Here is a 14,191-nt window from a genome sequence, read left to right as displayed (position 1 = left end):
GTTATAATCGCGGGGATATTTTTTCTAACGCAACGGGATACGGATATGTCGGATTACAAACAAGGTTCAAGCATTAAAGAGTTAATTATTGCGATTCCAGGTGCCATTGTTGGTTTCACTTTGCTGGTCTCGCTACTGGCTTACCTGTTTGGCGTGTTTGGCAGTGAAAAAGCCGCACCTTCCAAAGAAGAAACTGACGCAGTCGAGCAAAAAGTCGTGGCCAATATCAAACCGGTGGCGACCATTGAAGTGGCTGAAGCTGCTGGCGCTCACGTTGAAAAAAGTGGTGAAGAAATTGTGAAAGGCACTTGTGTGGCCTGTCATGGCGTAGGGGCATTGGGTGCGCCAAAAATTGGTAATGCTGGGGACTGGGGTCCACGTATTGCGCAAGGCTATGAGACACTGGTAAAACATGCGACAGAAGGCATTCGTAGCATGCCACCACGCGGCGGAGCGGCTGACCTGAGTGATCATGAAGTGGCAGATGCCGTGGCTTATATGGCAAATCAGGCTGGTGCAAAGTTTGATCCTGCCAGCTTGAAGAAGTAATTGCTGTGAATGTGAGAAGCCGCTTGATTCAAGCGGCTTTTTTATTGGTGAATTCGTTTTTCTGGCAAAGTAGAATCCATGGCGAGATACGCAATTGGGGATATCCAGGGCTGCTACCACTCCCTGATGCATTTACTGGCACAGGTGGACTTTCAGCCTGGCCGTGACAGCCTGTGGCTGGTAGGCGATTTGATTAATCGCGGTACCGGCTCTCTGGAGGTGTTGCGTTGGGTATACACGCACCGCGAGCATGTGCGGCTGGTGCTGGGTAACCATGACCTGCACGCAATTGCTGTGGCACATCATATCCGGCCACCGCATCGCTTTGATACGCTGACAGCATTGTTTTCTGCCGATGATGGCGTCGCCTTGCTCAGCTGGTTACGCCAACAGCCGCTGATGGTGCTGGAAGACGATTTTGCCATGCTGCACGCCGGGCTCTATCCACAATGGACCTTGCCAGAGGCCAGGGCGCTGGCGGTCGAGGTTGAGGCTGTGTTGCAGTCAGCAGATTATTTAAGCTTTTTGCAGCAGATGTATGGCAACCACCCTGCCGCCTGGGATGATCGCTTAACCGGTGTTGATCGCTTGCGCGCGATTACCAATGCCCTGACGCGCATGCGTTTGCTCGATGACACTGGGGTGATGGAATTTGCCTTCAAAGGCGAGGTGCAGGATATTCCGGCTGGCTATCAGCCCTGGTTCAAAGTCGCTACGCGGCAATCGGCGCAAGCCAGTCAAACCATCCTGTTCGGACATTGGTCAGCGCTTGGTTTGTATCAGGGCGAGGGCGTGATTGCGCTGGATACAGGTTGTTTGTGGGGACGACAGCTGACGGCTTATACGCTGGAAACAGGTGCGTTTACCCAAGTGCCCTTAGATCCGCGCGACCGGCCAGCAGGCACGGTTGGCGAGTAGTTGGCACGCCTGTGATGGAGTTGTGGCTGGTCGTGGTGGCCGCCTTTCTGGCCGGAGTCATGGATGCGATGGTCGGTGGCGGCGGGCTGGTCACCGTGCCTGCGCTGCTGTCGACGTATACGTCACTGCCGCCTGCCTTACTGCTCGGTACCAATAAATGTTCCAGTGTGTTTGGCACCACCGTGGCCGCCTGGCGCTATAGCCATCGCGTGCAGCTGGATTGGGCCTGGCTGGTCCCCGCTGCGCTAGTGGCATTTATTGGCGCAGGCCTGGGGGCGTGGACGCTGACCTGGACGGATCCACAATTCTTGCGCAAATTGCTGCCCTGGGTATTGCTGCTGGTGCTGGTTTACACCTTAAAATCTCCGCAATTTGGCCTGCATCATGCACCGAGAGGCCAGAGTGCTCGCGCACGCTTGTGGCTGGCCCTGGCGATTGGGGCCGGGATCGGTTGGTATGACGGTTTTTTCGGGCCAGGCACCGGTAGTTTCTTTATTTTTCTGCTGGTGCGTTGGCTGGGACAAGACTTTCTGCATGCCTCTGCCGCGGCGAAAGTGCTGAATGCGACCACCAATCTTGCCGCACTGCTGATGCTGGCCGCAACTGGTCATGTGTGGTGGCAGGTCGGCCTGATTATGGCCGTGGCTAATGTGGCGGGTAGCCTGGTGGGGACTGCACTGGCACTCAAGCATGGTGCCGGGCTGGTGCGCAGGGTATTTATGCTGGTGGTGGTGCTACTGATTTTAAAAACGGGCGTAGATGCCTATGTCGTTTAAAGGCGTCATGCTTGTCACAGCCGTCATGGCCAATCGCGCGCAACATGTTATGATGCGCACTGGGGATTCAGCAGCCTCCCCGCTTCAAGACGCTTTGCGTCCAAGGACTGCTCAAATCTTGGGTCATGCTCGGCCGTGAGCACTATCCTATGAAATGAGGCCTTATGCACGCACATCATTCTTCTGATATGACTTCCTCCACTGACATACACACATCACCTGCACCAGTGTCGCTCAGGCAGGCTTTCTGGTATTGGCTCAAACTCGGCCTGATCAGTTTTGGCGGCCCGGCCGGGCAAATTGCCATCATGCATCATGACCTGGTCGAGCAAAAACGCTGGATATCTGAAAAACGTTTTTTACATGCGCTCAATTATTGCATGGTCTTGCCTGGCCCGGAGGCGCAGCAATTGGCCACCTATATTGGCTGGCTCATGCATCGCACCTGGGGCGGCGTGATCGCCGGCGTGCTGTTTGTCTTGCCTTCGTTTTTTATGCTGGTGTTACTGGCCTGGGTCTATATGGCTTATGGTCACGTGCCGACGGTGGCGGGTGCTTTATACGGCATTAAACCGGCGGTGGTAGCGATTGTATTGTTTGCGGCTTACCGCATTGGCACGCGCGCGTTAAAAAACCGCGTCATGTGGGCGATTTCTGCCTTGGCCTTTGTGGCGATTTTCCTGTTCAAATTGCCGTTTCCTTTGATCGTGCTGACCGCGGCAAGCCTGGGTTTTATCGGTGGGCATCTGGCTCCCAAACTCTTTACCGTGGGCGGCCATGGTGCAGCCACGCATCATTTTGGCCGTGCCCTGATCGATGATGACACGCCCACACCGGCACATGCACGTTTTAGCTGGCTGGGCATGGTGCGCATTGCAGTCACGGGGGCGGTACTCTGGCTGCTGGTGATGGCTGGCTTGTGGTGGCACTTCGGCTGGCAGGGGGCGTTGACGCAAATGGGCTGGTTTTTCAGCAAAGCGGCCTTGCTGACTTTTGGCGGTGCCTATGCCGTCTTGCCTTATGTCTATCAGGGCGCCGTGGATCATTACCACTGGCTCAGCCCGGCGCAGATGATGGATGGTCTTGCCCTGGGCGAAACCACGCCCGGCCCATTGATTATGGTGGTAACCTTTGTCGGTTTTGTTGGTGGTTGGCTCAACCAGGCACTGGCAGCAGATGGGCCATTGCTGGCGGGTTTTTTGGCGGCGACGGTGGTGACTTTTTTCACCTTTTTGCCCAGTTTTGTATTTATTTTTAGCGGTGCGCCGCTGATTGAAAATACACGTGACAATGTACGCCTCACGGCACCACTGAGTGCCATTACCGCTGCCGTGGTCGGCGTGATTTTAAATCTGGCCCTGTTTTTTGCTTACCATGTGTTTTTGCAGAGCACATGGTTCCCTGGTATAGACTGGCTAGCCATCGGCCTGGCCGTCGTGGCCTGGTTGGCGCTGGCGCGTTTTAAACTGAATGTGATTGCCGTGATTGCTGCGTCTGCAGTGGTGGGGATGCTGGTGCAATGGCTGCGCTAGGTCAGCCGGCCATTTAACCAAATAATGTTGCGGTAATCTGCGCGTGTGCTTGTTGAGCCAGCTGTTGTCGTGATTGTCCGCTGGCTGCAATTGGCGTACCAAAATGCAAGTGCACCGTCGGTTGCTGCATTTTCAGGTAGGCGTTCATCGACTCGATGATCGAGGTGTCGCCAGCGTAAGCTACGTCCAGGTTCGGTTGGCCATCAGGCAGTGGGTAATGAATAGCTACCGGGATGATTTTGGTGTTGGCTTCAATAGCCGCCTGAATCAGGCTGCTTTTAAACGGCAGTACACTCAGGCCCTCGGTGGTAGTCCCTTCCGGAAACACGCATAGATTGTCATTCAATTTGAGCGCATGGCTGCAAATATTCACCACACGCGCCGCATCGCGGTTGCGCGTACGGTTGATAAAAATGGTGCCGGACTTTCTGACCAGGTAACCAAAGACTGGCCAGTCCCTGATCTCCAGCTTGGCGACAAAGTGCACCGGGATGATGCTGTTGATGGCATGAATATCTGACCAGGAAATATGGTTGGCCACAAACAATACGCCGTGGGTGCGGATATCGGGTAATTCGCCGCTGGTAGTCACGCGCAGGTTAAAGCAGTGCAACAGGCGCTTGCACCACCATTGAATCAGGCCGAGCCGCATCCAGCGGTTGCACACTGGCAACACAATGGCGGCTAAGGTGACACCTGTCAGGACATGCAGTGTGATGCGGGTGATACGCCACCCGCGAACGATCATTGAGGTTTGTGGCAAGTTATTTCAAGAAATGCGCAGCATATCTGGGATTCATTCGAGACAGGGGTAACAATACCAGCATATCTGCCGTATTAAAAGCAGGGTCCCAGGCTGGTTCGCCGCAAATATAGGCGCCCAGTCGCAAGTAGCCTTTGACCAGTGGCGGGCAAGCGACGGTCAGGGATTGATCCAGGGCATCAATCGGTAATGGATTGTGCGGGAACACTCGGTATTCTGCAGGCGACAAATAGTCGTCACGCAAGTTGTTAAACAGGGACGCCGCGGTATGGCCACCGTCGTGCATGGAGATGCTGGCGCAACCGATCATGTACTCATACTGGCGCGCCATCATGTATTTGGCCAGGCCTGCCCACAGCATAGTGATGGTGCCGCCGCTACGATAGTCCGCATGTACGCAGGCGCGGCCGACTTCTACCGTGCGGTCCGCCAGCGGGGCCAAACGACTTAAATCAAACTCGCCAGCGGAGTAGTAACCACCTGCCAGCATGGCTTGCATCGGGTTCAATATACGGTAAGTGCCAACGACTTGCTGGGTCGCATCGTCGCGCACCAGTAAATGATCACAAAATGCATCAAAGCCATCGACATCCAGCCCTTGCTGGCCTTTGATTTGTGCGCCCATTTCTTCAGCAAACACCTGGTAGCGCAGGCGTTGTGCTTCCATGATCTCTTCTGCGCTGGTGGCCAGTGCCACGCTCAGGGTTGAGGCTGGCTTACGGGTGGTGTCGGCTGGCGATTGAATTTCTGCCTGGTATGTGCCGTGTTCTTGCAGATGGCGTTCTAACATCACGCAACTCCTTGGTTGAGGTTTAGCGAGATATTAGGAGTGTCACATGAACGATTGGTGACGTTGGTGTGACAGTTGTGTGACGCCGCCAGTGACTAAACTGCTCGCGCTAAATAAAAAAGAGCGACCCATGGTCGCTCTTTTAAATGAAGCTATTTCCGCGCTTAGTGAGAAACGCGGGAGGTGCCGCCACTTTCAACAATACGCACACGCTCACCCGCGTTAAATTGCTCGTCAGCCTCTTGCACAATGGCGACCAAACCGCCGCCATCCAGCTTGACTGTGATTTCGTAAGCATTTTTACGCGTTGCCACTTCTTCTGCGGCAGAGCCCGCCAGGCCACCGGCGACTGCGCCAATCACGGCAGCAATCGCACTGCCTTTGCCGCCACCGACCGAGCTACCCGCGATACCGCCAATGGCGCCACCGGCAATGGTCCCGACAGGTGACTTGGTGCCTTCCAGTTTCACGGAGCGTACACTTTCCACCACACCGGTTTTGACTGTTTGTGCTTTACGCGCTTCGTCTCGTGAATACACATTGCCAGAGTTTGAACTGGCGCACGCCGCTAATACCGCTGCGATCACTGCGACAGTCATCCATTTTAATACGCGTGTTGTCATTTTTCTCTCCTAGTATTTACACACATCACTTCACTATTTAACGTAAATCACTTATATCTAATGCACATTGCTTAGCTGGCAGTCTGGCGCAGGGATGGGTCTTCTTTGAGCGCATCCTGTACCAGTGCATGGCTATAAATGTTTTCAATCTCTGTCCTGCTTGGCTGGTGGTTCTGGCCGCCGCGGCTGCCAATCTTGATGGCGCCCATGGTGGATGCCAGGCGGCCACAAGCCTTCCAGTCCCAACCGCGCACAATGCCGTATAACAAGCCGGCACGGTAAGCATCGCCACAGCCAGTCGGGTCTACCAAAGACTCTGCTTTAACGCATGGAATATCATGGCGTTGACCATCGGCATAAATATGTGAGCCTTCGCTACCCAAGGTCACAATCAGCGCTTTTACTTTAGCCGCCAGTTGTTCTAATGATAGCCCTGTTTTGTCTTGGATGACTTGTGACTCGTAATCGTTCACCGCCAGATAGTCGGCCATTTCAATAAAATGCAACAGTTCTTCGCCATTAAACATTGGCAAGCCCTGGCCAGGGTCAAACATAAATGGAATACCCGCATCGTGGCATTCTTTGGCATGTTGGAACATGGCATCGCGGCCATCTGGCGCAATGATTGCCAGCTTGATGTCGCGCGCATCATTCACGCTATTGGCGTGTGCATGCTGCATGGCGCCTGGGTGAAAAGCTGTGATCTGGTTGTCATCCATGTCAGTGGTGATAAACGCCTGCGCGGTATAAGTGCCTGCCACTGTTGTGATATGCCGCGGGTCAATATTGTTTTGTTCCAGCCAGGCTTGGTAAGGCGCAAAGTCATCGCCCACGGTGGCCATGATGTGTGGCTGGCCTTCAAGCAATTGCAGGTTGTAACCGATGTTGCCCGCGGTACCGCCAAATTCACGACGCATCTCCGGCACCAAGAAGGCAACGCTGAGTTTGTGGATTTTGTCCGCCAGAATATGGTTTTTAAATTGGTCAGGAAACACCATGATGGTGTCGTAGGCCAGTGAACCGCAAATAAGAATGTTCATGAATCCGCTTAAAGTCTTTAATTGAAAGTGAGGCTATTATTGCCGCCAGACAGGCGGCTGGCAAGTGCTGAAAGCCTGATGAGGCTCAGGATTGTTTGATGGCCATGTCGATTAAGGTTTTGGCGGCTTTTTTTGCCGATTTGATTGCGCCGGAACCACGCTTGATTTGTTCGGCCTGTACGGCGCCTTCAAACAGGATGGACAGTTGCAGTGCCAGCCCTTCGGCATCTTTAATATTGGCGTCTTGCGCTAATTTGGTGATGAACTGGCGAAACTCGCGCGATTGCTGCGAAGACAGTTGGTGGATGCGGTTTTCTTCGTTAGGGAATTCTGCCGAGGCCTTGATAAAAGCGATACCGGTGAAGGAGGGCGAAGTCACCCATTCTTCAATGAATTCAAACAGTTTCTGGATTTTTTCATTCGGGCTGCCACCCAGGCCACCCAGTTTTTCATTCATCCAGTTTTGAAAGTCCTGATGGCTTTGCTGCAACACGGCCAGGATCAGTTCTTCCTTGGTCTCAAAATACTTGTAAAGCGTCATTTTGGTGGTGCCGGCCACGGCCACAATCGTATCCACGCCAGTGGAATTGATACCGCGCGTCTGAAACAGGTCAGTGGAAACCTGAAGAATCTTTTGCTTTAAAGTATTCATGCTTTGATTATAGCACTCTATACCGCCTTGTATAGAGGTAAGCCAAGGCGCAAGGAATAAATCCTATTGATTTAGTTTTAATTGTCGTGTTAAATATACTATACCGTATAGTATAGTTTTATGGACAATCAATCACAACAGGAGAACATCATGCGTCAACTACAATCATTGGTATTAGCAACATTATTGGCGGCTGCAGGCAGCGCGTTTGCGGCGGAGCCGTTATTTGTGGTCAAGTCGGTGGAGCTTAATCAGCCAGTCGATGTGGTCTGGAAAAAAGTCGCTGATTTTGGCGATCTCGGCGCCTGGCATCCGGCCGTGGCCAAAACTGAAATTGTCTCTGGTAAAAATAACCATGCCGGTGCCAAGCGCGTATTAACCTTGCAGGATGGCGGCAAAATTAACGAAACATTGACGGCCTACAATGCCAAATCTAAAAGCTATTCTTACAAAATCACCGATAGCGTGTTGCCTGTGAATGAATACGCGTCTACCGTGAGTGTGCACAGCAATGGCGACGGCAAGTCTGTGGTGGTGTGGGAAGGTCATTTCTTGCCAAAAGCGCCGGCTGACGAAAAAGCGGCTTCTGATACGATTAAAGGCGTTTACGATGGTGGTTTGAATCAGCTAAAAACATTATTCCAGTAATTGGGCAAATGTGAATGATCAGCCGTCGTGATTGCGACGGCTTTTTTTATTTGGAGTTCAGCATCAGCTTGGGGGTGTAATTACATTTCACCTGGTCCAGCAATTGGTTGACCAGCACTTGCTCATCGCGATTGGTGGTGACATGGCCATTGATGATGTTTTCGATATATATACTTTTCAGTCGCTCTGGCAGCTGAATCGCTTCCAGCAAGCGGCAATCGCCGTGCTTCATGGTTTCCAGGCGGCTGTAAATGGCAGCGGTTTCAGAGGGGCTGGCTTCGTGTGACAGAGGGTGCGCAGGCGGCGAGTATTCTGGCGCTTTTGCTTGCAGCGCGGGTACTGGCGTGATCTGCATGTGCCAATAATATCCGCCGATGACGCCAAACAATAATGTCACGATGACCACGCCATAGTTGCGGATGGCTAGCCAGTTGATTTCGCGTCTGGTTTGCACATCAAGCAGTGCCTGCGCAGCTTGCCTGGCATGTTGCAGGGCGCTGGATTGTGGATGTAGCAATTTTTCCTGGCAGGCACTGCGCGCCATAAAATACAACTGATTGGCCAGCATGTCCGGCAATCTGGCGCCTGCCAGTTGTGCCTGGGCGGTCAGGTAGTATTGCAGTCTGTCAGGCGGGTTAATGTCTGTTGTCGTGTTGGCTGGCAATTGCGCCATCGGGCTGGATAGCAGGTCATCGAGAATGTTGAAGAGTGCGAACAGCTTGTGCGCGGCATGCTTGCCAGACTTGTCCAGCATGCGTATCAACCATTCGGATTGCAGCAGCGCGTCCAGCATGCGCTTAGAACGGTTTGGTCACGACCAGAATAACCACGGCAACCAATAGCATTACCGGCACTTCGTTAAACCAGCGGAACCAGACGTGGCTGTGGCGGTTTTGCTGTGCGCGGAATTGTTTTAACAGTCTGCCGCAATAATGATGGTAGCCGATCAGCGCAATCACCAGTGTCAGCTTGGCATGCAGCCAGCCGCCTTTGAAGCCATAACCTAACCATAGCCATAGGCCAAAAGCCAGCGCCAGTAACATCAATGGTTGCATAAAGCGGTAAAGCTTGTGTGCCATCAGCAGTAATCTGGCCTGGGCTTGTGGATCCTGCTCCATGGCCAGATTGACATAAATGCGCGGCAGGTAAAACAAGCCTGCAAACCAGCTGGTGACAAAAATAATGTGGAACGCCTTAACCCACAGCATTTAGCTGGCTTCCTTGTCTAATAGCTGACGTAACTCGGTAAAGTTGAGTTCGCCTATGGTTTTTTGCAGGCGATTGCCCTGCGCGTCAAAAATAAAGGTGGTGGGCGTCAGGTTGACGTCGCCAAAGGCTTTCACCATTTCGCCGTAGCCATCATGCATGACGGTAAAAGGCAGGTTTTTTTCTTTGGTGTAATTGGCGACTTGCGCGGGTGGGTCGTAAGGCATGGCGACGGCAATCACCACCAGGTTTTTGTCTTTGTATTGCTGGTAGGTGTTGATCAGGTCTGGCATTTCCTTGATACAGCCCGGGCAATCTGTGGCCCAGAAATTAACCAGCACGGTTTTACCGCGCAACGATTCCATACTGATTTTTTCGCCACTCAGGGTGGTGAAGGTGACCTCGGGCGCTTGCGGTTTTTGCATTACAGCCAAGGCCAGCCCTGCAAACAGGGCCAGCGCGACCAGTGGCACTACCCATTTTTTAAACTTAGATTTGAATGTAGACATCTGAAAACCTGATTAGTCAAAAACCCTGGCGGCTGTACCGTGTTTGTGCCGAATACGGCGTGGTATAATTAGCTTTTGTTTTTGATAAATTATCAATGAACGCACCTGTCAACGCAGATTTGTTAAAGCACAATTCTACTCCTCTCACGCGTTTACGCGAAATCCCGTACAACTATACCTCCTTCTCTGACCGCGAAATCGTTATTCGGTTTCTGGGCGAAGAAATCTGGGAGATTTTAAATACCTTGCGCGCAGAGCGTAAAACGGGTCGTAGTGCACGCATGTTGTTTGAGGTGTTGGGCGATATCTGGGTGGTATCACGCAACCCTTATCTGCAAGATGACTTGCTGGAAAACCCAAAACGTCGCAAGGCGCTGATTGAAGCCTTGTACCACCGTATCTCTGCGATTAATGAGCGTAGCGGCGGTAACGATAAAGTACAAAAGCTGGTGGCTGCAGCCACCAAGGCGGTTGAAAAATTTGCCGATGATTTCAAGCAAACGGCCGATTTGCGTAAAAAAGCCTTGGCCAAACTGACCAAATTTACGCGCAAAGACAATGTACAGTTTGATGGCCTGGCACGTGTGTCACATGTGACCGACGCGACTGACTGGCGTGTCGAGTATCCGTTTGTGGTGATTAACCCGGATACCGAAGCCGAGATTTCCTATCTGGTACGTGCGTGTATCGAATTAGGCTTAACCATTATCCCGCGTGGCGGTGGTACGGGTTATACCGGAGGTGCCGTGCCGCTGACACCGTTATCGGCAGTCATCAATACCGAAAAACTGGACCAGCACACTGGCGTGCAAATGCGCACTTTGCCTGGTGTCTCACGCCAGGTGGCCACCATTGAGTGTGGCGCCGGGGTGGTGACACGCCGCGCCATGGACGCAGCCACTGCGGCTGGGCTGGAGTTTGCCTGCGACCCAACCTCTGCGGATGCCTGCTGCATCGGCGGTAACGTGGCCATGAACGCTGGTGGTAAAAAAGCTGTGCTATGGGGTACTGCACTGGATAACCTCGCCTCCTGGCGTATGGTGACGCCTGACGCCACCTGGTTGGAAGTCGAGCGTCTGGATCATAACCTGGGCAAGATTCATGATATCGAGATGGCGCGCTTTAAAATCAGCCGCTACGACATTGATTTCAAGAATCTGCTGTCTGAGCCAGAAATCCTCTCGATTCCAGGACCTAGCTTCCGTAAGGTTGGCTTGGGTAAGGACGTAACTGACAAGTTCCTGTCTGGTTTGCCTGGCGTGCAAAAAGAAGGTTGCGATGGCCTGATTACTTCCGCGACCTTTATTCTGCACCGCATGCCCAAGCATGTGCGTACCATTGCGCTGGAGTTTTTTGGCAATGTGTCACATGCGGTACCGGCGATTGTCGAGATTAAGGACTACCTGGATGCAACCGCCAAGCAAGACCCGGCCGTAATTATGGCTGGCCTGGAGCACATGGACGAGCGCTATGTGAAGGCCGTGGGTTATGCGACCAAAGCCGCGCGTCAGCAACGCCCGAAAATGGTGTTGTTGTGCGATATCGCCTCTGATGACGAGAATGCCGTCGGTGAAGTGGCGTCCGCCGTGGTGCGTATGTGTAATGCGCGTAACGGTGAAGGCTTTATTGCCGTTTCGGCAGATGCGCGTAAAAAATTCTGGCTTGATCGTTCACGCACGGCGGCGATTGCGCGTCACACCAACGCCTTTAAAATTAACGAGGATGTGGTGATTCCATTGCCACGCCTGGGCGAATACTCTGACGGTATTGAGCGTATTAATATCGAGCTGTCGATTCAGAATAAATTGCGCCTGGTCGATGCACTGGAAGCGTTTGTGTCAGGTGATCTGCCACTGCAGCCGGATGAGGATGGCAATGCTGACCCTGAAGGCGTGAAATCCAAGCAGAATATTGCGCTGCAATTATTGCGCGACGTGCGTGCCAAATGGCGTTTACTGTTGAATACGCTGGATGAGCCTGTGGCCGTGCTGGGCGAGCTTGGCAAAGCATTTACGCAATATGACAACGTGTTCCGCGCCGTGCAATCATATGATTTGCGTGTGTCCTGGAAGCGTGAGCTGAAGCGCCCAATGGCCGATATTTTTGCTGGCCGTGAATACCAGAAAATTCTCGACAAGCTGGATGAAATCCAGAAAACCGTATTGAAGAGCCGCGTGTTTATTGCGCTGCATATGCACGCCGGTGACGGTAACGTGCACACCAATATCCCGGTCAATTCCGATGACTACGGCATGATGCAGGACGCACACGCTGCCGTGGCACGTGTGATGGATCTGGCACGTGGCCTCAATGGTGTGATTTCCGGTGAACACGGTATTGGTATCACCAAGATGGAGTTCCTGGACCAGGCCACCATTGATACCTTTGCCGCTTACAAAAACAAGGTAGACCCGAAAGGCCACTTTAACAAAGGCAAATTGTTGATGGGTTCCGGGCTGGAAAACGCCTATACGCCTAGCTTTGGTTTGCTGGAGCAAGAGTCCATCATCATGGAGCAGTCTGCCATTGGCGAAATTGCCGATGATATTTCTGACTGCTTGCGCTGCGGCAAGTGTAAGCCGGTGTGTTCAACGCATGTGCCACGCGCCAACTTGCTGTACTCGCCACGTAACAAAATTCTGGGTACTTCGCTGTTGATCGAAGCCTTCTTGTATGAAGAGCAGACGCGTCGCGGTATTTCACTCAAGCATTTTGACGAGTTCAACGATGTGGCCGACCATTGTACGGTTTGCCACCGTTGCGAAAAGCCGTGCCCGGTCAATATTGACTTCGGCGATGTGTCGGTCAAGATGCGTAACTTCCTGCGCGAACAGGGTAAAAAGAAATTCAACCCAGGCACCGCTGCGGGCATGTTGTACCTGAACGCTAAGGATCCGGCGACCATTAAATTCTTGCGCGGCACCATGATCGGCATGGGCTATAAAGCCATTAATATCGCCAATAGCCTGGCCAAGAAGTTTGGCTTGCTCAAGGATAAAAAAGCGCCGCCAGCCACGGTGGGCAAGGCTGAAATCAAGGCGCAGGTGATTCACTTTATCAATCGCCCGATGCCGAAGAAAATGCAGTCCAAAACTTCGCGCGCCATGTTGGGTGTGGAAGACGACACCATGATCCCGGTCATTCGCAATCCGCAAAAGGTGACTGAAGATTCAGAAGCGGTGTTCTACTTCCCGGGTTGTGGCTCCGAGCGCTTGTTCTCTAATGTGGGCCTGGCAACACAAGCCATGCTGTATGAGGTAGGCGCGATTACGGTGTTGCCGCCAGGTTATCTGTGCTGCGGTTATCCGCAAACAGCGTCGGGCAACCATGATAAAGGCCAGGAAATCACCGCCGATAACCGTGTGTTATTCCATCGCGTGGCTAATACACTGAACTACCTGGACATCAAGACGGTGATTGTGTCTTGCGGTACCTGCATGGATCAGTTGCAGAAATACGAGTTCGAGAAAATTTTCCCCGGCTGCCGTCTGCTCGATATCCACGAATACCTGATGGAAAAAGACATGCGCTTGCAAGGCGTGACTGGTACACGTTATATGTACCATGACCCATGCCATTCGCCGATGAAAACCTACAAGCCGTTGGAAGTCACCAACAAGCTGATGGGCACCGATGTGGCACTGAATGACCGTTGCTGCGGTGAGTCTGGCACGTTTGCAGCGGCACGTCCTGACATTGCGACCCAGGTGAAATTCCGCAAGCAGGAAGAGCTGGAAAAAGGCATGGAAAAAATGGGCCTGACCGTCGGTGCACCTGAGCAGGCTGTCAAGATTTTGACCTCTTGCCCAAGCTGCCTGCAAGGCTTGTCACGTTATGGGGATGATACCGGTATTGAAGCCGACTATATCGTGGTGGAAATGGCCAAGCATGTGCTGGGTGAAAACTGGATGGAAAATTACATCCAGAAAGCCAATAATGGCGGCATTGAAAAAGTGCTGCTGTAAACAAGATAAACCCCGCGAAAGCGGGGTTTCTGCTAGTGGTCGTGTGGCGCTTATTGTTGGCGCGCCTTGAGGTAGACGTAAATGCCCGCCCAGGTCATGACTACAAAAATAACGGCAATCACGATAAAACTCATCAAACCATAGTCTGTAGATAATAAATCAATCAAAATTTTCATTGGGTTTCCTCCTGTAAGCTCATGATTAGCAAGCACTGATTCTG

15 protein-coding genes are annotated in these 14,191 nt (G+C 52.5%); 6 read left to right on the top strand and 9 right to left on the bottom strand.

Annotated elements, in window-relative coordinates:
* Nucleotides 1-45 precede the first annotated feature (45 nt).
* The 4 genes from MET42_RS0111605 (at nucleotide 46) to chrA (ending at nucleotide 3,775) form a co-directional block, all read left to right on the top strand.
* The gene (locus MET42_RS0111605) at nucleotides 46-549 is read left to right on the top strand and encodes a cytochrome c5 family protein (protein WP_019883185.1); all 504 of its coding nucleotides are present in this window, start codon (nucleotides 46-48) and stop codon (nucleotides 547-549) included.
* Between the two features lie 78 nt (nucleotides 550-627).
* A complete protein-coding gene (locus tag MET42_RS0111600) occupies nucleotides 628-1,467 on the top strand; it encodes a symmetrical bis(5'-nucleosyl)-tetraphosphatase (RefSeq protein ID WP_029512418.1) in 840 nt (279 codons plus the stop codon).
* Nucleotides 1,468-1,481: 14 nt separating this feature from the next.
* Nucleotides 1,482-2,243, top strand: a complete 762-nt coding sequence (locus MET42_RS0111595) for a TSUP family transporter (RefSeq protein ID WP_019883183.1) — start codon at nucleotides 1,482-1,484, stop codon at nucleotides 2,241-2,243.
* 164 nt (nucleotides 2,244-2,407) lie between these two features.
* Complete coding sequence (gene chrA, locus MET42_RS0111590) at nucleotides 2,408-3,775, top strand: chromate efflux transporter (protein ID WP_019883182.1); 1,368 nt, start codon at nucleotides 2,408-2,410, stop codon at nucleotides 3,773-3,775.
* Nucleotides 3,776-3,788: 13 nt separating this feature from the next.
* Here chrA and MET42_RS0111585 read toward each other — a convergent pair whose 3' ends face one another.
* The 5 genes from MET42_RS0111585 to MET42_RS0111565 all read right to left on the bottom strand — a co-directional run bounded on the left by MET42_RS0111585 (nucleotide 3,789) and on the right by MET42_RS0111565 (nucleotide 7,643).
* Entirely contained in the window at nucleotides 3,789-4,538 is a 750-nt protein-coding gene (locus MET42_RS0111585; protein WP_232411536.1) for a 1-acyl-sn-glycerol-3-phosphate acyltransferase, read from the bottom strand.
* A 1-nt stretch (nucleotide 4,539) separates the two neighbouring features.
* Nucleotides 4,540-5,328, bottom strand: a complete 789-nt coding sequence (locus tag MET42_RS0111580; protein WP_019883179.1) for a GNAT family N-acetyltransferase — start codon at nucleotides 5,326-5,328, stop codon at nucleotides 4,540-4,542.
* Nucleotides 5,329-5,492: 164 nt separating this feature from the next.
* Nucleotides 5,493-5,951, bottom strand: a complete 459-nt coding sequence (locus MET42_RS0111575; protein ID WP_019883177.1) for a glycine zipper 2TM domain-containing protein — start codon at nucleotides 5,949-5,951, stop codon at nucleotides 5,493-5,495.
* Nucleotides 5,952-6,022: 71 nt separating this feature from the next.
* Entirely contained in the window at nucleotides 6,023-6,991 is a 969-nt protein-coding gene (locus tag MET42_RS0111570; protein WP_019883176.1) for a carbohydrate kinase family protein, read from the bottom strand.
* Between the two features lie 85 nt (nucleotides 6,992-7,076).
* A complete protein-coding gene (locus MET42_RS0111565) occupies nucleotides 7,077-7,643 on the bottom strand; it encodes a TetR/AcrR family transcriptional regulator (protein WP_019883175.1) in 567 nt (188 codons plus the stop codon).
* A 150-nt stretch (nucleotides 7,644-7,793) separates the two neighbouring features.
* Here MET42_RS0111565 and MET42_RS0111560 point away from each other — a divergent pair, with 150 nt between their 5' ends.
* Nucleotides 7,794-8,291, top strand: coding sequence for an SRPBCC family protein (locus MET42_RS0111560; protein ID WP_019883174.1), 498 nt, complete (start codon nucleotides 7,794-7,796; stop codon nucleotides 8,289-8,291).
* Between the two features lie 46 nt (nucleotides 8,292-8,337).
* Here the strand turns inward: MET42_RS0111560 and MET42_RS0111555 are convergent, their stop codons facing one another.
* From MET42_RS0111555 to MET42_RS0111545, 3 genes are read right to left on the bottom strand one after another with little or no spacing between them, the layout of a single operon-like run.
* A complete protein-coding gene (locus MET42_RS0111555; RefSeq protein ID WP_019883173.1) occupies nucleotides 8,338-9,084 on the bottom strand; it encodes a hypothetical protein in 747 nt (248 codons plus the stop codon).
* A gap of 4 nt (nucleotides 9,085-9,088) precedes the next feature.
* Nucleotides 9,089-9,499, bottom strand: coding sequence for a CopD family protein (locus MET42_RS0111550; RefSeq protein WP_019883172.1), 411 nt, complete (start codon nucleotides 9,497-9,499; stop codon nucleotides 9,089-9,091).
* A complete protein-coding gene (locus MET42_RS0111545; protein ID WP_019883171.1) occupies nucleotides 9,500-10,006 on the bottom strand; it encodes a TlpA disulfide reductase family protein in 507 nt (168 codons plus the stop codon).
* Nucleotides 10,007-10,101: 95 nt separating this feature from the next.
* On the opposite strand from MET42_RS0111545, the gene MET42_RS0111540 reads away from it, so the two are divergent.
* Complete coding sequence (locus tag MET42_RS0111540) at nucleotides 10,102-13,971, top strand: DUF3683 domain-containing protein (protein ID WP_019883170.1); 3,870 nt, start codon at nucleotides 10,102-10,104, stop codon at nucleotides 13,969-13,971.
* Between the two features lie 50 nt (nucleotides 13,972-14,021).
* On the opposite strand, the gene MET42_RS14650 is transcribed toward MET42_RS0111540, so the two are convergent.
* Complete coding sequence (locus MET42_RS14650; protein WP_019883169.1) at nucleotides 14,022-14,147, bottom strand: DUF3149 domain-containing protein; 126 nt, start codon at nucleotides 14,145-14,147, stop codon at nucleotides 14,022-14,024.
* Between the last annotated feature and the right edge of the window lie 44 nt (nucleotides 14,148-14,191).

Source organism: Methylophilus sp. 42 (genome assembly GCF_000384155.1).
Taxonomy (GTDB): Bacteria; Pseudomonadota; Gammaproteobacteria; order Burkholderiales; family Methylophilaceae; genus Methylophilus.
Note: the sequence above shows the minus strand (reverse complement) of the source record. Positions and strands in the feature narration are given on the sequence as shown.